Source organism: Paenimyroides aestuarii (assembly GCF_024628805.1).
Lineage (GTDB): Bacteria > Bacteroidota > Bacteroidia > Flavobacteriales > Flavobacteriaceae > Flavobacterium > Flavobacterium aestuarii_A.
Map to the genome: position 1 here is coordinate 2,096,761 of NZ_CP102382.1, position 20,914 is coordinate 2,117,674.

Here is a 20,914-nt window from a genome sequence, read left to right on the forward strand (position 1 = left end):
TAAATAATTTTTATTTTTTATTTTATTTCTTGGCACAACTCAATCAGTACACCATTTGTTCCTTTTGGATGCAAGAATGCAACTAATTTATTATCAGCTCCTTTCTTTGGAGTTTCGTTTAAAACAGTGAATCCTTCGTTTTTTAATCGTTCCGTTTCAGCTAAAATATCCTCTACATCAAATGCAATATGATGAATACCTTCGCCTTTTTTTTCTAAAAATTTTGCAATGGGCGAATCGGGATTTGTTGCTTCCAAAAGTTCAATCTTGTTGGGACCGTTCATAAAAAAAGAAGTTTTTACACCTTCGCTTGCCACTTCTTCCTCTTTATAGGCAGGGGCACCGAACAGCTTCTCAAATAAAGCATTTGATGTTTCCAAACTTTTAACTGCAATACCAATATGTTCAATTTTACGCATACTACTTCATTTTGTTTCTACAAAGATAAATATATATCTGTTCGATTTTTGTATTTTTGCAAACATGGAAACAAACAGACAAAAAAAGATGGGGGCTTTGTTACAAGCCGACTTAGTTGATATACTGCAAGGGGAAATCCGTAAAAACGGTATTTCAAACCTTATTATTACCGTTTCAAAAGTAAATATTACCACCGATTTATCTGTGGCAAAGGTATATTTGAGTATTTTTCCTACTGAAAAAGCGGGCGAATTGTTAAAAGCTATCCAATCAAATGCGCCGCTTATAAAACATGATTTGGCACAACGGGTGAAAAATCAATTGCGAAAAGTACCCAACTTGGTTTTTTATATCGATGATAGTTTAGATTATATCGAAAAAATCGATAACGCATTGAAAGGCGATGAAAATCCTATTGAAAACAGAGCTTTATTAGCTCGTAGAAAGAAAAAATAACATACTTTGAACACGGTATTCTACATAGCAAAAAGGTATGCTTTTAGTAAAAGTAAAACCAAAGCCATTAATATAATCACACGTATTTCAACCATAGGAATTGTGGTGAGCAGTATGGCTTTGTTTGTGGTGCTGTCGGTTTTTAGTGGATTAGAAAATTTTGCATTATCATTTGCGAATATGATTGATCCGGATTTAGTAGTATTACCATCAACCGGAAAAAAAATTGCGATTAGCGAACAACAAGAAAAAGAATTAGAAAGATTTCAGAAAAGTATCGCATTTTCAAAAGTGATTGAAGATCGGGTGATTTTTACCTATGGCGAAAAGCAAATTGTAGCTTTTATTAAAGCTGTTGATGCCAACTATACCAAAACGGTAGCTATTAACGAGCATATAGCATACGGGCAATGGCTGCAAAGTAATACCAACGATGCCGTGTTAGGAAATGGTCTGGCAAATGAAATTTCGGCAGGAATGTATTCCAACGAAAAGTTGCTTGAAGTTTTTGCAATGAAACCCGGAAAGGGGATGATTACAATGCCTGATGAGGCCTACACCAAACTTCCGCTTTATCCATCGGGAATCTATAGCTTGGAAAATATAGAAACCGACAATAAATATATTTACACCGATATTTCGGTTGGAAGAGATTTATTGCATTATAAACCAAACGAAGTTTCAAAAATTGAAATAAAACTATTGAATGCTGTATCTGAAAAAGATGTAATTGCCAATTTACAAAAGATTTTTCCGAATACCGAAATTAAAAATAGAGCACAACTTAATGAAGGTTTATACAAAATGCTAAAAACCGAAAGCTTGGCGATTTATCTCATATTTACCCTCATTATCATTGTTACGTTGTTTTGTTTAACAGGCTCATTAATCATGATTATCCTTGAAAAAAAGGAACATATAAAAACTTTGTTCGATATGGGATTCACTCAAAGAAAACTCCAACAAATATTTTTGTACCAAGGTCTAATTTTAGCAGTATCTGGAATTGTTGTTGGATTAACTTTAGGAGTTGTTATCACTTTATTGCAACAACATTTTGGCTTTGTGAAGATATCAGAAAACTTTCCTTATCCAATTGTTTTTTCATGGCAAAACGGAATTTTGGTAATAGTTACGTTGCTTGTTTTGAGTATAATAGCATCAATTATCGCGGCAAGCAGAATAAAGAATTTAATGAATCGATGAGGTTTTCTGTTTTAAACAAAAGCACCTTCGAATATATAAAAAAAATCGGAAGACCAATCTTCCGATTTTTTTTTAAATTATCACATGATGGGATAATTATCTAATACTAAAAGATTGTTGTTTTTCTGCGGGTAATTGTGCAAAACGTTCTTGGCATTCTTTAATCATTGTAATAGCTGCTGCTTTATCACCAAAACCATTGATTTCAACTTTTTTGTTTTCTAAGTCTTTATATACTTTAAAGAAATGTTCAATTTCTTTGATAAGGTGTTTGTTGATATCACCTAAATCGTTCAATTCGCGCATTAAAGGATCGCCTGTTGGTACACAGATGATTTTTTCATCGTTTCCTTTGTCATCTGCCATGTAAAACACACCAATTGGTTTTACTTCCATTAACAAACCAGGAATGGTAGGTTCTGTTGTTAAAACCAAAACATCTAACGGGTCATTGTCTAAAGCCAATGTTTCTGGGATAAATCCGTAATCTGTTGGATATTTCATTGATGAAAATAATAAACGATCAAATCGCATCATTTTTAAATCAAAATCGAACTCGTATTTATTTCTACTTCCTGCTGGAATTTCGATGAATACATCGAATTGTTCAACGTTTGTCATATCTGTATATTTCTTTATTTCAAAATTGCTTGCAAAAGTACGTTAAAATTCAGTTTCTTACAAATTAAAAATGGAATCCAAACACCACATTCACGCCCATTTTGCGTACATTGGGATTTTCGAGATAATTTCCGCGCCAATTTACGTTCACCCGCATACATTTAAAGATGTTACCAACACCCACAAAATATTCATAATAAACCTTGTCTGTTGGTGCGATATAAGGAATGTTTGAGGCGTTGATATCCCTGTTTTGCTGTGAAACATCGCCCCAAACTCCACGAATTCCAACAAACTCTCTAAGTGCCAATTTGCGCAAGCCTGGAATTCTAGAGAAAATTCTTCCGTTAAAATTGTGTTCTAAATGCAAAGCCACATATTCATCGGTAATAAATTCATAAAAATTCATTTGGCTGAAAGCGTTATCTATAATAAAATAGGATTGATTTCCAGGAATCACACTCATTAACCCTAATGGAACAGTTCCATAGGTTTTTCCGGCTTCTAATGTAGGGGTGAATCTACCAAAGCCGCCTACTAAGATTGGGTGGCGGTATAATAATTGCACTTTTTTGTAATCGAAATCGCTGCCCAACATGCCTTTCACACCCAATGAATAATTGAAAAATAAATGGGCGTAGTTGTAATCTACATCGGTTCGGTCAACGCCATAACCAACTGTTTTTCTGCGTGGTGTGTAATCCACTGATAGGTTGATTTCCGATTGATGCAATTCAGGTTGCACATTTCCGTTTTCGTCGTAATAAGCCAATGAAAAGGTGGGCGATGCAGAGCGCAATGTTTTGTAATGGAACGATGTTGAAAACTTTAGATTTTTTAACGGTTCTATTTCTAACCCGGCCGATGTTAGGTTGATGTTAGATAATTTACTATTATCGCCACTTGCCAACAAGGCACTCGATGCAAAACTTCTGCCCAAAACATCAGTAATGGGTGATAAAGAAGCTGCTATTTGCTCTACATCTCTGCGGTTTCCAGCAAAGAAAATAAAACGCGAATCTTTATCAAGCATAAATCTGCCCGAAATTCCGTATTTAAACTTATTGTCTTTAAAACCGTAAGCGGTGTATCCTTCCAAACGCCACATATCGTTTTGCCCAAAATAGGTTCTACCGCCGGCTCTTAAACGAAAACCTTCGATATCATTAAATCCAAACGAAGAAAAAATAGGGCCGTAATCAAAATTGCCTATTTGCACATAATCGCTCGCTAAAATGGTTGCTAAGTTCACATAGGTTTGAAAGCGTTTGTTTTGTTTCAGTTCGCTTAGCATGGTGTAAATGCCTTTTTCTTGTTCCGATAAAGGTTCAAAACGGTATCCTTCCCAAAATTCATCCGGACGATTCATCAAAGCTTCGTTATAGCTGTTTACTTCGCTTTTGTAGAAATTGACGGGTTTCTTTTTATCAAATTCAAATTGTTTGTAGAAAGTAGTTCTTTTGCCATACATTCCCTTTGATTTTTCGTTTTGACGGATACTGAAGTCGGTCATTAAATGATCTTTCGTAAGCAAGAAAACCGAATCGTTCAGCACATCAAATTCTTGTTCAATATAAATATCGCGTACCCAGTTGATATTGGCATCTTTGCTGATTGCCATATTTATTTTCTTGATTGCCCAAGTGCCGTCGTTCACCCAAAAATCGCCTTTAAAAGTTAGTTCGCCTTTTCTGCGCGGATAGTACACAATATTGTAGCATTTTTTGCCGTCGATGTCAGCCGTATCAGTCAAAACGTAATTATATACGTTGATGCCGGTGCGCGAAAGCGGGCTCACAAAATCTTTATCAAACAATTTTAGATAATTGTCGTAAATATCATATTCTACATACAAATCCTTTAAAAACGCCATTATGTGCTGGTTGTTTTCAAAGCCTGAATTTTTATTACCTGCTAAAATTTCTTTTTTTAAGTTGGCTACATTGTCGCCATAAACGTTTGATGCTTGTTCATTAATAAAGATGGGCAGATAGGTTTTTCCGGTGATATTGGAAGTGTCAACCTTTTCAAAAATAAATTCCATACCTTTAAATACGCGGCTTTTCATATAGGCACTGTCGATGGAATTTAAGTCGAATTCAATTTTTTCGTATTTTTGATAGGCATATTGGTCAAATTTATGCAACCCGTTTTTTCGGCGATTTTCCCATATTTTCCGAAGGATGTCTAGTGCCGGATTGTCTTTCTTTGAGGTTTTGCCCGTATATATTTTTATTTCTGAGAGAACATTATCTTCTCGCAATTCAATGCTTAGATCATAATTCACAGCTTTTTCAAGTGGCAAATAAACATCTGCAAAGCCTGTGAACGATACCACCAATGTATCTTGCTTGTTGTTGGATTCTAAATAAAATTTACCATCTTCATTTGTAATAACGCCCTCTGAAGTGTTTTTAAAATATACGCTGGCATAGGCAACTGGTTCGTTTTTCTCATCAAAAACTTTTCCGCCTACTTTAGTTTGTGCCATTACTTGCAGCGATAATAAAGTAATAACAATCAATAACAACTTTTTCATAAATAAAAAAACTCCAATCTTTTTTGATTGGAGTTACAAATGTAAATGAAATTTTACTATTTTTTATACATAACTTTTTTAACTGCTTTAATCACATCTTGTGCATTTGGCAACCATTCTTTTAATAAGGCAGGTGAATAGGGTGCAGGTGTGTCGGCAGTTGTAATGCGTTGTACGGGTGCATCTAAATAATCAAACGCGCGCTCTTGAACCATGTATGTGATTTCTGAAGCAACCGATGCAAACGGCCAAGCTTCTTCTAAAACAACTAAGCGGTTTGTTTTTTGTACCGATTTAATAATGGCTTCATAATCCATTGGGCGCACAGTGCGCAGGTCGATAATTTCACAAGAAATATTTTCTTTTGCCAACTCGTCTGCAGCAAGATAGGCTTCTTTGATAATTTTTCCAAAAGATACAATGGTTACATCGGTACCTTCGCGTTTAATATCAGCCACGCCTAACGGAATGGTGTATTCGCCTTCTGGTACTTCGCCTTTATCGCCATACATTTGTTCCGATTCCATAAAAATCACTGGATCATTGTCGCGAATAGCCGATTTTAATAACCCTTTTGCATCATAAGGGTTTGATGGTACAACCACTTTTAAACCAGGTGTGTTTGCAAACCAATTTTCAAAAGCTTGAGAGTGCGTTGCGGCTAATTGTCCGGCAGATGCTGTTGGTCCGCGGAAAACAATTGGCATAGTGAACTGTCCACCACTCATTTGGCGCATTTTTGCTGCATTGTTAATAATTTGGTCAATACCCACTAAAGAGAAGTTAAACGTCATAAATTCTACAATAGGTCGTAAACCGTTCATTGCAGAACCTACTGCAATACCTGCAAAACCAAGTTCTGCAATTGGTGTATCAATTACCCGTTTTGCACCAAACTCGTCAAGCATACCTTTACTGGCTTTGTAAGCTCCGTTGTATTCGGCAACTTCTTCACCCATTAAATATATTTTATCGTCGCGGCGCATTTCTTCGCTCATTGCTTCGCAAATAGCCTCTCTAAATTGAATTGTTTTCATAATATCATTATTGATAGGTGCACAAAAATATAAAATTATAATTTGTTACGCTTTATTTTATGAATAAAAAATATTATTGGTTTTTATAAATGATTTGTGAATATAATAATTACGAAAAATATTATTTTTATAAATAAATATGATTTACTTTGTTAGATGAATCCCTGGGAGTATTATGGATAAAAAAAGACAATCTTTTTTGTTAAAAATTATCACAATAGTTTTTACTTTACTGTGGTTTGCCTTTTTTTTTCTTTCATCATTTAGTGATGTTTTAGACGATCCAGGTTTTGGATTAACTTTATTATTGATGCTTTTTGCGTTTTTTTCGTTTATATTTCCTTTTGCTGGTTTGTATTTATGGTATTCAGATAATTTTAGATTAAAATCAAAATACTTAATTACCATTGCTTTTTCTTTAACACCGTGGATAATCGTTTTGTTAGTTTCGATAAGAAATACAATTCTTGAATGGCTATTTGGTTGATTTTTTAATTTAATGCTTTTATTAACCTTCTTCGCAGTGGCTGTGATGTTTTATATTTTGGTGCATTATATTCTGCAAAATCTAGTAGAAATCAATCATAAATAGTAAAAATTAAAATTGCTACAGAAAATCTAACACATTACCCCATAACCCCTTCCATCTTTTTTGGTTTTCTTTAACTCATTGCAGGGGCTAATTGATAAGTAAAATCCCACATAAAATTGTATTTTTGTAAATCATTCAAAAAAAGTATAAAAATACATGTCTAGCGTTATACGTTTATTGCCCGATCACGTAGCCAACCAAATTGCCGCCGGAGAAGTGGTGCAACGACCTGCATCGGTGGTGAAAGAGTTGCTAGAAAATGCCGTGGATGCGGGTGCAACTGCAATTAAATTGGTGATTAAAGATGCCGGAAAAACGCTTATTCAGGTAATAGATAATGGCAAAGGAATGAACGAAATTGATGCCCGCATGTGTTTTGAACGCCATGCTACGTCTAAAATTTCCATTGCCGAAGATTTGTTTCAATTGCAAACCAAAGGTTTTAGAGGTGAGGCATTGGCATCTATTGCGGCAATTGCGCATGTAGAGTTAAAGTCTAAAGAACATACTGCCGAACTGGGCACTCATGTGGTGATTGAAGGAAGCAAAATTATATCGCAAGAAATTGCGGTGGTTCCTAGCGGCACTTCGTTTTCTGTAAAAAATTTGTTTTTCAATATTCCGGCTCGTCGCAATTTCTTAAAGTCTGATCAGGTAGAACTGCGCCATGTAATTGATGAATTTGAGCGGGTGGCTTTGGCACATCCTGCTATTCAGTTTACATGCATCAACAACGGAAGCGAGCTTTTCAATGTGCCTGCATCGAATATCAGACAGCGTATTGTGAATGTTTTCGGCACAAAAACCAATGAAAAGTTGGTTCCCGTTCAAGAAACTACCGAAATTGTTGAAATACATGGATTTGTGGCAAAGCCCGAATTTGCTAAAAAGAGTAGGGGCGAACAGTTTTTTTTCGTGAACGATCGCTTTATAAAAAGTGGCTACCTGCATCATGCGGTTACTGCCGCTTTTGAAGGATTGCTGAAAGATGGTACGCATCCTAGTTATTTTCTGTATTTAACCTTGCCTCCCAACAGCATTGATATTAATATTCATCCCACAAAAACCGAAATTAAGTTTGATGATGAGCAAGCCTTATATGCTATTTTGCGCGCAACGATTAAGCACAGTTTAGGACAATTTAATGTGGCTCCGGTGCTCGATTTTCAAAAAGACAGTGATTTAGATGTTCCATACAGTTATGAAGGTACAAAATCGGTGGAACCAACGGTTGAAGTAGATGCTTTTTACAATCCGTTTGAAAGTATGAAAGCCAGCAACACCATGGCACAACAAATAGGTGCGGGATTTAATCCTTTTGAGAGTGTGAAGCCAAAGCCTTCGGGAACGTCTTTTTCGGGCACGAATTCTTTTCAAGATAAAAAGCAACACCGTTCGGGCGGTTGGGAAACCCTTTACGAAGGTATTTCAGATGCCAAAGAGCTCATTCTAACATCTGCAAATCATCAAATTGATGAAGAGGTCATCACTGGTTCGCTGTTTGATGAGGAAACACCCCAAGCGGCAAATCATCAACAAACCTATCAATTTCAAAAAAAATACATCATTAGTCCCATAAAGTCGGGCATGATTATAATCGATCAGCGCAAAGCCCATCAACGAATCTTGTATGAACACTATGTGCATGCACTGGCAGTTAAACAAAATGCAAGTCAGCAGTTATTGTTTCCATTATCGTTATATTACACGGCTTATGAGTTGGAATTGCTGCGAAATATTGAACCACAATTGGTACAAATGGGTTTTTTGTTTGAGGAATTAACAAATGAAAAAATTGTGATTTTAGGCATTCCAGTTTCTATAACCGAAAGTGAAGTTTCAATTGTATTGGAAGATTTACTGAACGATTTGCAAGACGATGTTCCTAGTGATCACAGTGTTTTAAACGACCGTATTGCAAAATCATTGGCGCTGAGTTTAGCGATTAAAACGGGAACATATCTCACTGAAAAAGAACAAGAACATATAGTAAATAGTTTGTTTGGATGTACAGATCCGCAAACATCGCCTTTTGGCAAAACTACTTTTATTACTATGAAAGTAGAAGATATTGATAAAAAATTTATGTAATGAATCAGATTACCCCTGTAGTAAAACAATTGTTAATTGTAAACATAATCATTTTTGTTGGAACTTTTTTTATTCCGCAATTAATGGATTATTTTCCGATGTATTATTTTGAAAATCCCAGTTTTGAATTTTGGCAGCCTGTTACAAGAATGTTTTTACATGCCGGTTTTTTTCATGTTTTTTTTAGCATAATTGTATTATTTTCGTTCGGTTCGGTTTTAGAACAAATTTGGGGCGGAGCAAAATTTCTTATTTTTTATTTTGCATGCGGATTAGGAGCTTGTATTGTTGATGCTTTATTCAAATATTTTGTTATTCACGACACAGTAAATATTTTAGTTTTAAATGGATTTTCAGAAAGTAGTATATTTGAGTTGTTAGGAAAGGGCATGTTTGATAACCAATGGTCTGAGTTTGTTAGTGATAGTAAACTTCAAAATATGCTTTTGGCTTATATGTCTGTTTCGTTCGGATCCACAGGGATTATTTATGGTTTAATGGTTGCATTTGCTTTTATGTTTCCCAATACCAGCTTGTCATTATTCTTTGTTCCGGTACCAATTAAAGCAAAATATTTTGTACCTATTATTTTAACTTTGGATTTAGCATTCGGTTTTTTTGGAGGCGTATCTGTTTTCGGTAATGGTATTATAAATTATTTTTCTCATATCGGCGGTGCGGTTGTAGGTTTTATTTTAATGTGGATTTGGAGAAAAAAACAGTTTGATCAATTTCGTTGGGATAAATAACAAATTATGCAAAAGTTCGATATTAAAAACCTAAGTGTAGAAATTAAACTTATTATCGTTGTTAGCACTATCAGTCTTTTGGTAATGCTAATGAAGTTTGTTGCCCCTGGTTTCTATATAAGTATTATTGAACAATTGGCATTGTTTAGCAACTTTCAGGTTTTTAATTACCGCATTTGGCAATTTGCTACATACAGTTTTCTGCATGCTAGTGCTTTGCATTTATTTTTAGGTATGTTAATTTTATACTGGTTTAGTAATTTGTTTTTTACCTTTTTCAGTTCAAATCAATTTTTAAAAGCCTATTTTTTTGGGGGGATATTTGCAGGCGTTTTTTATTTTATAATAGCAAATATTCTTGGTATGCAAAGCTCAATGATAGGATCATCTGGTGCAACTGTAGCTTTGCTTTTTACTATTGTTGGTTACAAACCAGATATGCGGGTAAATGTAATTATTGCTAAAGTTCCTATATATTACCTAGCTCTATTATCTTTGGGAATAGATATATTTCAGTTTTTTACTGATAATGCTGGCGGACATTTAGCCCATTTAGGCGGCAGTATTTTTGGTTTTTGTTATGGAAAATATCTAGCAGGATCCCTTGATTTTTCATTTAAGCCGAAGAAAAAATCGAATCTGCGCACGGTACACAAAATGAATCCAACCAAAAATAATTCTACCAATAATAGCGTTCAACAAAAAATAGATGTTATCTTAGACAAAATTAGCAAGTCGGGATACGATAGTTTAACAAAAGAAGAAAAAGAATTTTTGTTTAAGCAAAAATAGATGTATGAAACAGCTAAAATGGTTCAATAAAACAGCCTACGTTATAAACATTATGTTGGTTATCCTAACATTAATGGGCTATGTATTGCCTTCTATGGCTCCAAAACTGTTTCCTTTTTTATCGGTTTTAACACTTATTTTACCTACACTTTTAATGCTGAATTTGGTTTTTGTTTTGTATTGGGCATTGCAGTTCAAAAAACAAGTGTTGCTTTCGGTTATCGTATTTTTAATCGGATATACTTTTTTTACAAAATTCTATAAATTCTACGCAACCAACAAAGAAATCTCAGAAACCGATTTTACTGTTTTAAGCTATAATGTTCGGCTTTTTAATTTGTTTGAATGGTTGCCCAATGAGAATGTACCGGAAAATATTAAACGATTTATAGAAGAACAAAACCCTGACATCATTTGCTTTCAAGAATATTCCAAGTCTGCTCGTTATGAATTAGACGACTATAAATTCCGTCATATTATCATGCACGGAAAGAAAATTAAAACGGGTCAAGCCATTTTTTCAAAATTCCGAATAATTGATGAAGGCGAAATTGCCTTGCCCAATTCAGATAACAATGTGGTTTATGCGGATATTGTAAAAAATAAAGACACTATTCGTGTGTATAGTATTCATTTACAATCGGTTAATATCAGTCCGGATATTAATGAAATTGATGAAAGCAAATCCAAGCGGATTTTTAACCGCTTAAGCGAAGCTTTTAAAGTACAGCAATTGCAGTCGGAATTAATTCAGGCACACATGCAAGACTTTAAAGGACACAAAATAATTTGTGGCGATATGAACAATACGGCTTTTTCGTATGTGTATAAAAACATTATTGGCGATATGAACGACGCCTTCGTAGAAGCAGGTAAAGGCTTTGGGCAAACCTATAGCTATAAATACTATCCGGCACGAATTGATTATATTTTGGTCGATGAGGTGTTTGATGTGAAAGAATTTAAAACCTTTAATACCTTTAAAAATTCAGACCATTTCCCCATCATGGCACGATTAAATATGAAAGATAAAACGGTGAAATAGTGTTGGTTTTCTGGATATTGTCTATAATTTAAAATAGAATTCCAGTTGCATGAATGCTTCCTATGAAAAAATTCTTAATAAAGATACAATTATATTGATTTTACCTAAAGGATTATTGCAAGAATTGGCAATGTTTACCATGCACACCACTCGCGGTGTATTGCATTCAAAAACAGAAGGTCATAAATACAACCGCTTATTTATACCAATGATTGGTGGCGAATTTATAAAGCAAGATTTAGCAATTCCGTTAAACCCAACAACGGTTAACTAAAGATTAAAAAAGGGTATTTTTCAATATCCTTTTTTTGTTATCAATAAAAAAGCCTTGCTATGCAAGGCTTAATTAGTTTTCTATCGTAACTAAAATATTAGTGAGTAGCTGGAGCTTCTTCAGTAGCAGCTGGAGTCTCAGTAGTAGTTTCAGTTGTAGTAGTAGTAGTTTCTTCTACTGGAGTAACTGGAGTTTCTTCAACAGCTGGAGTTTCCTCTGTAGTTGTAGTTTCAACTGTAGTTTCTTCAGTTGTAGTTTCTTTAGCTGTATCTTTACAAGAAACGAATGCTACAGAAGCTACTAATACTAATGATAATGCTAATTTTTTCATTTTTTTAATTATAAAAGTTAATTATTAATTCTCTACAAAGATATGAATTTTTTAATACCGCAATATTTTTTTATATTTTTTTTTAAAAAATATTTTTTACTTATAAAACATTGATTATTAATGGTTTGTTTTTTTGTTTGTGGTCGGTTTTATTATTTTCATCTCTTCAATTAGGTGTTTTGCACCTGCGTATTTGTCAATAACGAACAAAATATAGCGTGTATCTACCATAATATTTCTGCAAATAGCCGGGTCGTAATGAATATCGCTCATGGTTCCTTCCCAAACACGGTCAAAGTTTAAACCAATTAAATTTCCGTTTGCATCTAAAGCCGGCGAACCAGAATTTCCGCCTGTTGTGTGGTTAGTTGCAATAAAATTCACAGGAAGTTTTCCGTTTTTATCTGCATATTGCCCAAAATCTTTGGTATTGTATAGATCTATTAACTTTTTAGGAACATCAAATTCATAATCACCAGGAACGTATTTTTCCATAACTCCTTCTAAATAGGTTACGTGGCTGTAAGTAACCGCATCGCTTGGTTGGTAACCGTTTACTTTTCCGTAAGTAACACGTAAAGTGGAGTTGGCGTCTGGGAAAATGCGTGCATCAGGAAACAATTCTAACTGTGCCTTCATATAAGTACGTTGTAAACCTTCTAATTCTAACGCCATTTTATCATACTTTGGTGCTATAATATTAAAATAATTTTCTGCAAGGTTTTTTGCCAAGGCATAACCTGGGTCTTTTTGCATATTTTTAATTACGTCTTCTGCATTGCCGCTCATTAACTTTTGTAAACCATCGTAAGATGTTAATGCCGAGTTGGCATAAATATCATTACCTAATGCTGTGTAATCTTTATTTTTAATAGCATCTGGGGTTAAATTTGCAGGAGCTTTTGTGCCATATAATTTCATGGTTTCTGTAAAAATTCCATGATCCACATCTTTATTATAGTCTTTATATAAGGATGCTAATCCTTTAACTAAATTTTCTTTACGGTCGTTAAATCCTTGTTCGCCCACTTTTGTATAAGCATTTTCTAGCTGATACAAACGAAATCCAACAGAAAGCAACTCATTGTTTCGTAAAACAACTTCCATAAAATAGTCGCGTGCTAATGTATAAGGCGTTATTTCGTTATAAATTTTTTCAAACTGTGGCAACAAATCCCCGTATTCGTCCATTTTGTTTTGTTGCTTGGCACGTTTTAAAAACTCTTGTTCAAATGCTTTTTTTATAGCAACTGCATTCGATTTTTTTAAACCTTGACTTTCGCCAATCCATTTTTTCCAATAATTTGCAATTCCGGCATATTTCGATGCATACTGAATTTTTATAGCTTGATCTTGGCGCATAAACCCATCGGCTACTTTCAATGCCTTGTCGCGAATTTCAATTTTTGCCGGATTCAAATCGTTCACAATTTGTTCTACTGCAAAAGACGGCAAATATTCTTGCGTTCTCCCTGGATAGCCATAAACCAATGTGAAATCATTAGGTTCAACACCTTGTATTGATACCGGAAAGTAATGCTTTGGAGTGTATGGCACATTGTCTTTTGAATATTTCGCAGGGCGGTTGTTTTTATCGGCATAAATTCTAAACAACGAAAAATCGCCCGTATGTCTCGGCCAAACCCAGTTATCAGTATCCGATCCAAATTTACCAATAGATGATGGCGGTGCACCCACCAAACGCACATCTTCATACGATTCGGTTACAAACAGCATGTATTGGTTTCCTTCAAAAAACGTACGAATCATCACATTTTGCCACGCTTCGCGTTTGAATGATTTTTGCAAATCGTTCATGTTTTTTTGAACAGCAGCTTTTTTTTCGGCTTCGGAACTCAGATTGTCCACACCGCTCATGATTTCTTTGGTCACATCGTGAATGCTCACAATAAAAGTAACTTCTAAATCGGGATTTGGCAACTCTTCTTCATACGATTTTGCCCAGAAACCATCCTGCAAATAATCGTGTTCAACGGTAGAATGCGATTGAATTTCACCATATCCGCAGTGGTGATTGGTTAAAAGCAAACCCTTCGGTGAGATCACTTCTGCTGTACAACCGCCATTGAATTGGGGCACTGCATCTTTTAAACTTGAATTGTTTACATCGTAAATATCGGTAACCGACATTTTCATGCCCAAACTTTTCATTTCTTTTTCGTTCATTCCTTTTAGTAAAGAAGGAACCCACATGCCACCTTGTTGTGCGAAAATGGGAAAAGAAACCAATAACACGAACGTGCGTAGTAATTTTTTCATTTTAAGATTTGTTGATAGACTAAAAAATTAAAGTGCCCAAGATACAAATTTTAAACCATTTTTCTTTATGTTTGATGTTTTATAGCTTGATTTTATGAAGTTTTTACAATTTAATTTACGCTTTTTTATAATCACTCTGATTTTATTTTTGGTTGAAGTGTTTATTGCGATTTTTGTGCACGATGCTTTTATTCGTCCGTTTGTGGGCGATGTAATTGTGGTATGGCTGATTTACTATTTTTTGCGTACATTTTTAAAGATAAAACCCATTTATTTGGCGTGGTTTACTTTGATTTTTTCGTTTGCGGTTGAAACAGCGCAGTATTTTAAACTGGTAACTATTTTAGGTTTGCAAGATAATAAGTTGGCGCGAATTGTTATTGGAACATCGTTTTCATGGGGCGATATGTTGTGCTATGTCATTGGTTTTGGATTTTTGTTTTTGTTGGATAAAGATTTACGAGAAAATAATAATAAAAATTCAATTTGTCATTCTGAACGAAACGTAGTGAAGTGAAGAATCTTTTCTAAGACCTGAAAGATTCCTCCTTCGTCGGAATGACAAAATTGTGAATATGAATAAATAAAACAAAGTTGCTTTTATTTATTTGGAGAAAAAATCATTAAATCGCGTTTGTGTTTTTTAAATTGTTCTTTTTCGTATAATTGAATAGCGCGTTGATTGTGTGGTTCTACTTCCAGCACAATTTTTTTGTAGTTGTTTTCCTGTGCAAATTGCTTGATGAATTCCATAGCTTTTTTACCAATTCCTTTTCCTTGAAAATTTTGGTCGATATATAATTCATCTAGCAAAAGCACATTTCCGCTCATTTCAAAACTAAAAAATTGTATCAAAACCATGTATCCGCAAATTTCATTGTTAAAGGTAATCACAAAACAAACACCGGCTTCGGGTTTATTCACAAATTCAAAAAACAGTTTGGTAGTGGTTTCTCTGTTGATAGGATACCCATCAATTGCATAAAAAGCAACCATTAGGTTTACAATTTGGGGAATGGTTTCGGTTTTTAAAAGTTCAAACTTTATCATATCTTTGGAAATAAACTTAAAATTATGGAAAAACTAGTGAACAATTTTAGTTTTGGACTTTTCTTTTGGCAAATACTACCAATTGTAATGGTTGTTCCATTTGTTTGGGCATGTGTACTTTTAATCAAAAATCAGAAAGAAACTTCTATATCAAAAGCGGTATGGGTTGCTGCTTTTTTCTTTGTTCCTATTGTTTCTTCGGTTTTTTATATTGTGAATTCTTATGTGAATCGTAAGAAATGAAGATTTCAAAAATAATCAGCGTTATTGCAATTATTCAAAGTGTAGCTTTGATTTTATTGAGTACTTTAAAAACAATCAAAACTCAAATGGACTTAAATAACCCGCTGTTTCCTAAAGAATTTATTTACAATTTATTCTTTCAAGATATTATTATGGTTATAGTTCTTCTTTGTATCCTTTTGTTTCAAATAATTTTTTTTAGAAAGAAACTATATATATAGTCGATCTTTTTATTGTTGTTTTCTATCATAGTTTATAACATAGGATATTTCTTTCAATAAACTCCATCACAATTTTTGTAGCATTTTTGTTTTTCAGAATAAATGCTTGGTTTTTTTGCCCTAATTCATTTTTGTATGAAACATCAGCAATTAATCGGTTAAAAGTAGTTTTTAATTCTGCTGTATTGTTCACAACCAAACAACTTCCCAATGCAACTAAATCTTTTGCTTCTTGAAATTTTTCGTACTTAGGACCAATCACCACAGGAGTTCCGTAGGTTGCAGGTTCTAAAATATTGTGCAATCCGGTTTTAAAGCCGCCACCAACATACGCAATATCGGCATAAGCATAAATCTGCGTTAAAATACCAATAGTATCAATTAAGAAAACATCGGCATTTTTCAAATCTTCGGATTGATAATTGGTATATCGAACCGTTTTTTTATCAATTTTTGTAAGCAATCGGGAAATTTCTTCTTCCTTAATATTGTGTGGCGCAATGATAAACTTTACATTTTCACTATTATTAAGGTATGGCAAATAAATGGCTTCATCATCAACCCATGAACTGCCTATAACGATTGTTGTGGTGTTGTTTTTAAATGTTTCAATAAAATCTAAAGGTTGTGCACGTTCCACAATCTGTGCTACTCGGTCAAAACGCGTATCGCCGTGCACAGTGCTGTTTGAAAAACCAATGCTTTGTAGCAACTTTTGCGAGGTATCATTCTGAACAAAAAAATAATCGAAACTTAAAAGGGCTTTTCTGTAAAAACCGCCGTACCATTTAAAAAACAATTGGTTTTTTCTGAAAATTCCTGAAATCAAATACGTTGGAATGTTTCTGTTTTTCAGTTCGAACAAATAATTCGGCCAAAATTCATACTTAATAAAGAATACCATCTTAGGCTGCACAACATCTAAAAAGCGTTTCACGTTGCGCTTTGTATCTAAAGGAAGATAAATCGTAACATCTGCAATTTTGTTTTTTTTTCTAATTTCAAAACCAGAAGGCGAGAAGAACGTTAGCAACAATTTATATTCGGGATATTTCGCTTTAAAAGCTTCCATCACTGGCAAGCCTTGTTCATATTCGCCCAATGATGCCACATGAAACCAAATATAGTTTTGCTTTTTGTTGATTTGCTTTTCTAAAATAGCAAAGGATTGTTTTCTTCCGTCAACAAACAATTTCATTTTCGAACTAAAAAATCTCGAAATAGGTAGTAAAATTGCCGCTAAATTGATGCCTAACTGATAAAGAAAACCCATGAAACAAATTTAAGCAGTAAAAATACAAATTACCTTTAAATTGCCCTATGAAAAGATTTTAAAGATTGGAATTTCTTACATTTGACTAAAATTTTGAGAAATGATAAAAAATATCTTTACAACGGAAGGTGCCAACGAAGTGGTAAATCGCATTAATGATTTGCAACACAACACACCTGCAAAATGGGGAACTATGAATGTGGCGCAAATGCTGGCGCATTGCAATGTGCCGTATGCCTATACTTTTGAACCAGAACAGTTTAAGAAGCCTGGTTTTTTTATGAAACTAATGATGAAAGCTTTTGTAAAAAAAATAGTTACAAGCCCCAAGCCTTATAAACAAAACGAGCGAACTGCACCTGCATTTGTAATTAGCAACGAACGCGATTTTGAAACGGAAAAAGCTAAATTAATTGGCAATATTTTAAAAACACAAGAATTAGGCGCGCAGTATTTTGAAGGAAGAGAAAATTTTTCGTTTGGAAAAATGACAGCCACCGAATGGAACACGATGTATTATAAACATTTAGATCATCATTTGCGTCAGTTTGGCGTTTAAAAATAGTAAATTATGGAAAAATTACAGTTCACAATTGCAATCGAAGCTTCGGCACAAAAAGTGTACGAAAGCATGCTGGGTTTGAATGACAAAAGCACTTACGAAAGCTGGACAGCAGCTTTTAACCCCACATCAACCTATGAAGGTACTTGGGAAAAAGGTAGTAAAATATTATTTATAGGTACCGATGAAAAAGGCGAGAGAGGCGGAATGGTTTCCATGGTGGAAGAACATATCCCAGCAAAATTTGTTTCTGTGCGCCATTACGGTTTTGTGCAAGGCAATCAAGAAGTGACCGAAGGCGAATTGGTTGAAAAATGGTCGGGAGGTCATGAAAATTATACGTTTACGGAAGAAAATGGCGTTACAACCGTTACTGTGGATATTGATGTAATCGATGAATATTTAGATTATTTTAAAAAGATTTATCCGCAATCATTGCAGTTGTTGAAAGAAACCGTTCATCAGCAATAACATTTTAATTATCTTTGCAATAAAGCTACTTTAATTAAAATGAAAAAACTACAAATGGTTGACTTAAAAAGTCAATACGAACATATAAAAGAAACAGTAAACGCCGGTATTCAGGAAGTGTTGGATACAACAACTTATATCAACGGCCCAAAAGTGCAAGAATTTCAAAAGAATTTAGAGCAGTATTTGGGTGTTAAACACGTAATTCCTTGTGCAAACGGAACCGATGCTTTGCAAATTGCCATGATGGGTTTGGGTTTAAAACCAGGCGATGAGGTGATAACTGCCGATTTTACCTTTGCGGCAACGGTAGAAGTGGTTGCTTTGTTGGGTTTAACCCCTGTTTTGGTGGATGTGGAAGAAGATACGATGAACATTTCGGTTGAAGCCATTCAAAAAGCCATTACACCAAAAACCAAAGCCATTGTGCCGGTACATTTATTCGGACGCGCAGCTAATATGGACGCAATTATGGATCTTGCAAAAGAACATAATCTATTTGTTATAGAAGACAATGCACAGGCAATAGGAGCAAATTATACAGCTGCAAATGGTACAAAAACAAAAGTAGGAGCAATAGGTCATGTAGGTGCTACATCGTTTTTTCCTTCTAAAAACTTAGGATGTTATGGCGATGGCGGTGCTATCTTTACAAATGACGACGAATTGGCACACACTATTCGCGGCATTGTAAATCATGGAATGTATGAACGATACCATCACGATGTGGTTGGGGTAAATTCACGTTTAGACAGTATTCAGGCAGTAGTTCTAAACACAAAATTACCGCTTTTAGACAGCTATAACCAAGCGCGAAGAAAGGCCGCAAAAGCTTATAACGATGCGTTTTCTGTGAATGAAAACATTATTACACCTGCATTTGATACAACGGACGATGACCACGTTTTTCACCAATATGTTCTACGCATTACCAACGGAAAACGCAATGCACTTTTAACGCATTTACAAGAAAAAGGAATTCCGTGTGCCATTTATTACCCCATTCCGTTGCACAAACAAAAAGCGTATGCAGACACACGCTATAACGATGCCGATTTTCCGGTAACGAATATGTTTGCAGAGCAAGTAATTGCTTTGCCAATGCATACCGAATTAGAAAAAGAACAAATAGATTTTATCACAAAGACCGTTTTAGAATTTATTCAATAAGAGTATATTAAACATCAATTACTAATTTTAAAAACAAAAAACATGGGCAAATTTGTTGTAAGTAAAAGAAAAAACGAAGAATTTCAATTTAATTTAAAGGCTTCTAATGGTCAAATCATTTTATCGAGCGAGGGTTACACAACCAAAGCAGCTTGTATGAATGGTATTGAATCGGTTAAGAAAAACAGCCAAGACGAAACTAAATTTGAAACATTACAAGCAAAAAACGAAAAGCATTATTTCAATTTAAAAGCTACAAATGGACAAATTATTGGTTCAAGCCAAATGTATGAGTCAGCTGCAGGATGCCAAAACGGAATTCAATCGGTTATGAATAACGCTCCCGAAGCAGAAGTTGAAGAAGAATTGTAAAAACTTTTTTATGCAACAGTTTTATTGTTGCACATAAAATGGTTATATTTAATAAATTTAAAAATTAATTGTAATGGGTATTGTAAAAGTAATAGAAGTAATTGCGCAATCAAAAGTAAGCTTTGATGATGCTGTACAACAAGCAGTGGCAGAAGCATCAAAATCAATCAGAAATATTGATTCTGTTTATGTGAAAGATATGAAATGCCATGTAAACGATGGTAAAATTTCAACTTATGGTGTAATCTGTAAAGTATCGTTTAGAGTTGAATAAAACAAAAAAGTCCTCCATTGAGGGCTTTTTTTATGAGTTATAATTAACTTATATATTCATCGTAAACTAAAATAATTTGCCATTTGCCATTTATTTTTTTTACGAAGAATTTTTTTCCATATCCACACAAAAAACCGCAATCGTAATGATAAGATATAAAGGCTGTATTTTTTTGTTTGTTGAAGATTGGAAAACTAATGGCAACATACGGAAGGTATTTGTTTAGTGATTGATTTAAACTATCAAATTGTTGATCCGTTTTAATGTTTGTTAAATCGTAATCTACCAATGTTATATTATTTATTTTACCTTTTTGATAGTAACTATATTTCAAAGCTTTTATTTGATTTTCAAAAGCAACTTTGTCAAATTCCCCAAAATATTTTTCTGCATAGCCATAAAAATTATCTCCATCCATTTCCAAATCAAAAAGAAGCGGGTTGGCAAAATCAATCATATAATCTACAGAATCTTTTTTAAACTCAGGCAGTTCCAAAACAGCATTTATCACTTCGTAAACCAGAGGGTCGTTAATATATTTTTTTTCCATTTTTGGCGCAGCTTCAACAAGTTCTTTCTTTTTGCAAGAAGCGCAAATAATCATAATAAAACTCATATATAACAGAGCGTTTTTCATAGTGATAGATGATTTGTTGTGTTTTTATCAAATATACTACTATTTTAATGTTAATTTTGATTAAATACTAGTAAATGTATCAAAATAATGGTAAAATTACCGCTTTAAGCGTTATATATTGCTGTATCATTTGAAAGGATATTAAAATTTTCGATAAAAATGCCCCAAAAGTGAAAGACAATTTGGGGCATTTATAGGGAGATTTGCT

At 34.1% G+C, this 20,914-nt stretch carries 23 protein-coding genes; 14 read left to right on the top strand and 9 right to left on the bottom strand.

Annotated elements, in window-relative coordinates; translation table 11 throughout:
• Positions 1-17: 17 nt before the first annotated feature.
• Complete coding sequence (gene mce / locus NPX36_RS10115) at positions 18-419, bottom strand: methylmalonyl-CoA epimerase (protein WP_257498594.1); 402 nt, start codon at positions 417-419, stop codon at positions 18-20.
• A gap of 64 nt (positions 420-483) precedes the next feature.
• Here mce and rbfA point away from each other — a divergent pair, with 64 nt between their 5' ends.
• Both rbfA and NPX36_RS10125 read left to right on the top strand, forming a co-directional pair.
• The gene (gene rbfA, locus NPX36_RS10120) at positions 484-876 is read left to right on the top strand and encodes a 30S ribosome-binding factor RbfA (protein ID WP_257498595.1); all 393 of its coding nucleotides are present in this window, start codon (positions 484-486) and stop codon (positions 874-876) included.
• Positions 877-882: 6 nt separating this feature from the next.
• On the top strand, positions 883-2,082 hold the full coding sequence (locus tag NPX36_RS10125; RefSeq protein WP_257498596.1) for an ABC transporter permease: 1,200 nt from the start codon (positions 883-885) through the stop codon (positions 2,080-2,082).
• A gap of 96 nt (positions 2,083-2,178) precedes the next feature.
• On the opposite strand, the gene NPX36_RS10130 is transcribed toward NPX36_RS10125, so the two are convergent.
• From NPX36_RS10130 to NPX36_RS10140, 3 genes are all read right to left on the bottom strand, one after another.
• The gene (locus NPX36_RS10130) at positions 2,179-2,703 is read right to left on the bottom strand and encodes an inorganic diphosphatase (protein WP_257498597.1); all 525 of its coding nucleotides are present in this window, start codon (positions 2,701-2,703) and stop codon (positions 2,179-2,181) included.
• A gap of 64 nt (positions 2,704-2,767) precedes the next feature.
• Positions 2,768-5,242: a DUF5686 and carboxypeptidase-like regulatory domain-containing protein gene (locus tag NPX36_RS10135; protein ID WP_257498598.1), complete on the bottom strand. Its 2,475-nt coding sequence runs from the start codon at positions 5,240-5,242 to the stop codon at positions 2,768-2,770.
• Positions 5,243-5,298: 56 nt separating this feature from the next.
• Positions 5,299-6,279 carry a pyruvate dehydrogenase complex E1 component subunit beta gene (locus tag NPX36_RS10140; RefSeq protein ID WP_257498599.1) on the bottom strand — a complete coding sequence of 327 codons (981 nt, stop codon included), beginning with the start codon at positions 6,277-6,279 and terminating at the stop codon, positions 5,299-5,301.
• A 748-nt stretch (positions 6,280-7,027) separates the two neighbouring features.
• Between NPX36_RS10140 and mutL the strand changes: the two genes are divergently transcribed.
• From mutL to NPX36_RS10165, 5 genes are all read left to right on the top strand, one after another.
• Complete coding sequence (mutL, locus tag NPX36_RS10145) at positions 7,028-8,962, top strand: DNA mismatch repair endonuclease MutL (RefSeq protein ID WP_257498600.1); 1,935 nt, start codon at positions 7,028-7,030, stop codon at positions 8,960-8,962.
• Positions 8,962-9,711 (top strand): rhomboid family intramembrane serine protease, encoded by a 750-nt coding sequence (locus NPX36_RS10150; RefSeq protein ID WP_257498601.1) that lies wholly within the window; start codon positions 8,962-8,964, stop codon positions 9,709-9,711. Before mutL ends, NPX36_RS10150 begins: the two co-directional genes overlap by 1 nt.
• 90 nt (positions 9,712-9,801) lie before the next feature.
• Complete coding sequence (locus tag NPX36_RS10155; RefSeq protein ID WP_257500741.1) at positions 9,802-10,503, top strand: rhomboid family intramembrane serine protease; 702 nt, start codon at positions 9,802-9,804, stop codon at positions 10,501-10,503.
• 4 nt (positions 10,504-10,507) lie between these two features.
• The gene (locus NPX36_RS10160; protein ID WP_257498602.1) at positions 10,508-11,548 is read left to right on the top strand and encodes an endonuclease/exonuclease/phosphatase family protein; all 1,041 of its coding nucleotides are present in this window, start codon (positions 10,508-10,510) and stop codon (positions 11,546-11,548) included.
• A gap of 49 nt (positions 11,549-11,597) precedes the next feature.
• Entirely contained in the window at positions 11,598-11,822 is a 225-nt protein-coding gene (locus tag NPX36_RS10165; RefSeq protein ID WP_257498603.1) for a hypothetical protein, read from the top strand.
• A 97-nt stretch (positions 11,823-11,919) separates the two neighbouring features.
• Here the strand turns inward: NPX36_RS10165 and NPX36_RS10170 are convergent, their stop codons facing one another.
• Together NPX36_RS10170 and NPX36_RS10175 are read right to left on the bottom strand one after the other, a co-directional pair.
• The gene (locus NPX36_RS10170) at positions 11,920-12,153 is read right to left on the bottom strand and encodes a hypothetical protein (protein ID WP_257498604.1); all 234 of its coding nucleotides are present in this window, start codon (positions 12,151-12,153) and stop codon (positions 11,920-11,922) included.
• Positions 12,154-12,270: 117 nt separating this feature from the next.
• Positions 12,271-14,433, bottom strand: coding sequence for a S46 family peptidase (locus NPX36_RS10175; protein WP_257498605.1), 2,163 nt, complete (start codon positions 14,431-14,433; stop codon positions 12,271-12,273).
• 94 nt (positions 14,434-14,527) lie between these two features.
• Here NPX36_RS10175 and NPX36_RS10180 point away from each other — a divergent pair, with 94 nt between their 5' ends.
• Positions 14,528-14,950, top strand: a complete 423-nt coding sequence (locus NPX36_RS10180) for a ribosomal maturation YjgA family protein (protein ID WP_257498606.1) — start codon at positions 14,528-14,530, stop codon at positions 14,948-14,950.
• 83 nt (positions 14,951-15,033) lie between these two features.
• Here NPX36_RS10180 and NPX36_RS10185 read toward each other — a convergent pair whose 3' ends face one another.
• Complete coding sequence (locus NPX36_RS10185) at positions 15,034-15,483, bottom strand: GNAT family N-acetyltransferase (RefSeq protein WP_257498607.1); 450 nt, start codon at positions 15,481-15,483, stop codon at positions 15,034-15,036.
• A 24-nt stretch (positions 15,484-15,507) separates the two neighbouring features.
• On the opposite strand from NPX36_RS10185, the gene NPX36_RS10190 reads away from it, so the two are divergent.
• On the top strand, positions 15,508-15,726 hold the full coding sequence (locus NPX36_RS10190; protein ID WP_257498608.1) for a PLDc N-terminal domain-containing protein: 219 nt from the start codon (positions 15,508-15,510) through the stop codon (positions 15,724-15,726).
• A gap of 246 nt (positions 15,727-15,972) precedes the next feature.
• On the opposite strand, the gene NPX36_RS10195 is transcribed toward NPX36_RS10190, so the two are convergent.
• Entirely contained in the window at positions 15,973-17,220 is a 1,248-nt protein-coding gene (locus NPX36_RS10195) for a 3-deoxy-D-manno-octulosonic acid transferase (RefSeq protein ID WP_257498609.1), read from the bottom strand.
• 100 nt (positions 17,221-17,320) lie between these two features.
• Here NPX36_RS10195 and NPX36_RS10200 point away from each other — a divergent pair, with 100 nt between their 5' ends.
• The 5 genes from NPX36_RS10200 (at position 17,321) to NPX36_RS10220 (ending at position 20,069) form a co-directional block, all read left to right on the top strand.
• On the top strand, positions 17,321-17,779 hold the full coding sequence (locus NPX36_RS10200; RefSeq protein WP_317618258.1) for a DUF1569 domain-containing protein: 459 nt from the start codon (positions 17,321-17,323) through the stop codon (positions 17,777-17,779).
• A gap of 12 nt (positions 17,780-17,791) precedes the next feature.
• Positions 17,792-18,253, top strand: a complete 462-nt coding sequence (locus NPX36_RS10205; RefSeq protein ID WP_257498610.1) for an SRPBCC family protein — start codon at positions 17,792-17,794, stop codon at positions 18,251-18,253.
• Positions 18,254-18,292: 39 nt separating this feature from the next.
• Positions 18,293-19,423 carry a DegT/DnrJ/EryC1/StrS family aminotransferase gene (locus NPX36_RS10210; protein ID WP_397376450.1) on the top strand — a complete coding sequence of 377 codons (1,131 nt, stop codon included), beginning with the start codon at positions 18,293-18,295 and terminating at the stop codon, positions 19,421-19,423.
• Between the two features lie 42 nt (positions 19,424-19,465).
• Positions 19,466-19,795, top strand: a complete 330-nt coding sequence (locus NPX36_RS10215; protein ID WP_257498611.1) for a YegP family protein — start codon at positions 19,466-19,468, stop codon at positions 19,793-19,795.
• A gap of 73 nt (positions 19,796-19,868) precedes the next feature.
• Entirely contained in the window at positions 19,869-20,069 is a 201-nt protein-coding gene (locus NPX36_RS10220; RefSeq protein WP_257498612.1) for a dodecin family protein, read from the top strand.
• 43 nt (positions 20,070-20,112) lie between these two features.
• Here NPX36_RS10220 and NPX36_RS10225 read toward each other — a convergent pair whose 3' ends face one another.
• Positions 20,113-20,619 carry a hypothetical protein gene (locus NPX36_RS10225; RefSeq protein ID WP_257498613.1) on the bottom strand — a complete coding sequence of 169 codons (507 nt, stop codon included), beginning with the start codon at positions 20,617-20,619 and terminating at the stop codon, positions 20,113-20,115.
• Positions 20,620-20,914: the final 295 nt, after the last annotated feature.

Excerpts from the sequence above, each read along its gene's own strand:
- rbfA (WP_257498595.1), top strand. The coding sequence starts at position 484 with ATGGAAACAAACAGACAAAAAAAGATGGGGGCTTTGTTACAAGCCGAC.
- NPX36_RS10205 (WP_257498610.1), top strand. The coding sequence starts at position 17,792 with ATGGAAAAATTACAGTTCACAATTGCAATCGAAGCTTCGGCACAAAAA.
- NPX36_RS10165 (WP_257498603.1), top strand. The coding sequence starts at position 11,598 with ATGAATGCTTCCTATGAAAAAATTCTTAATAAAGATACAATTATATTG.
- NPX36_RS10135 (WP_257498598.1), bottom strand. The coding sequence starts at position 5,242 with ATGAAAAAGTTGTTATTGATTGTTATTACTTTATTATCGCTGCAAGTA.
- NPX36_RS10160 (WP_257498602.1), top strand. The coding sequence starts at position 10,508 with ATGAAACAGCTAAAATGGTTCAATAAAACAGCCTACGTTATAAACATT.
- NPX36_RS10130 (WP_257498597.1), bottom strand. The coding sequence starts at position 2,703 with ATGACAAACGTTGAACAATTCGATGTATTCATCGAAATTCCAGCAGGA.
- NPX36_RS10180 (WP_257498606.1), top strand. The coding sequence starts at position 14,528 with ATGAAGTTTTTACAATTTAATTTACGCTTTTTTATAATCACTCTGATT.
- NPX36_RS10175 (WP_257498605.1), bottom strand. The coding sequence starts at position 14,433 with ATGAAAAAATTACTACGCACGTTCGTGTTATTGGTTTCTTTTCCCATT.
- NPX36_RS10195 (WP_257498609.1), bottom strand. The coding sequence starts at position 17,220 with ATGGGTTTTCTTTATCAGTTAGGCATCAATTTAGCGGCAATTTTACTA.
- NPX36_RS10190 (WP_257498608.1), top strand. The coding sequence starts at position 15,508 with ATGGAAAAACTAGTGAACAATTTTAGTTTTGGACTTTTCTTTTGGCAA.
- NPX36_RS10170 (WP_257498604.1), bottom strand. The coding sequence starts at position 12,153 with ATGAAAAAATTAGCATTATCATTAGTATTAGTAGCTTCTGTAGCATTC.
- NPX36_RS10185 (WP_257498607.1), bottom strand. The coding sequence starts at position 15,483 with ATGATAAAGTTTGAACTTTTAAAAACCGAAACCATTCCCCAAATTGTA.
- mutL (WP_257498600.1), top strand. The coding sequence starts at position 7,028 with ATGTCTAGCGTTATACGTTTATTGCCCGATCACGTAGCCAACCAAATT.
- NPX36_RS10225 (WP_257498613.1), bottom strand. The coding sequence starts at position 20,619 with ATGGAAAAAAAATATATTAACGACCCTCTGGTTTACGAAGTGATAAAT.
- NPX36_RS10140 (WP_257498599.1), bottom strand. The coding sequence starts at position 6,279 with ATGAAAACAATTCAATTTAGAGAGGCTATTTGCGAAGCAATGAGCGAA.
- NPX36_RS10155 (WP_257500741.1), top strand. The coding sequence starts at position 9,802 with ATGAAGTTTGTTGCCCCTGGTTTCTATATAAGTATTATTGAACAATTG.
- NPX36_RS10220 (WP_257498612.1), top strand. The coding sequence starts at position 19,869 with ATGGGTATTGTAAAAGTAATAGAAGTAATTGCGCAATCAAAAGTAAGC.
- NPX36_RS10210 (WP_397376450.1), top strand. The coding sequence starts at position 18,293 with ATGAAAAAACTACAAATGGTTGACTTAAAAAGTCAATACGAACATATA.
- NPX36_RS10150 (WP_257498601.1), top strand. The coding sequence starts at position 8,962 with ATGAATCAGATTACCCCTGTAGTAAAACAATTGTTAATTGTAAACATA.
- NPX36_RS10200 (WP_317618258.1), top strand. The coding sequence starts at position 17,321 with ATGATAAAAAATATCTTTACAACGGAAGGTGCCAACGAAGTGGTAAAT.
- mce (WP_257498594.1), bottom strand. The coding sequence starts at position 419 with ATGCGTAAAATTGAACATATTGGTATTGCAGTTAAAAGTTTGGAAACA.
- NPX36_RS10215 (WP_257498611.1), top strand. The coding sequence starts at position 19,466 with ATGGGCAAATTTGTTGTAAGTAAAAGAAAAAACGAAGAATTTCAATTT.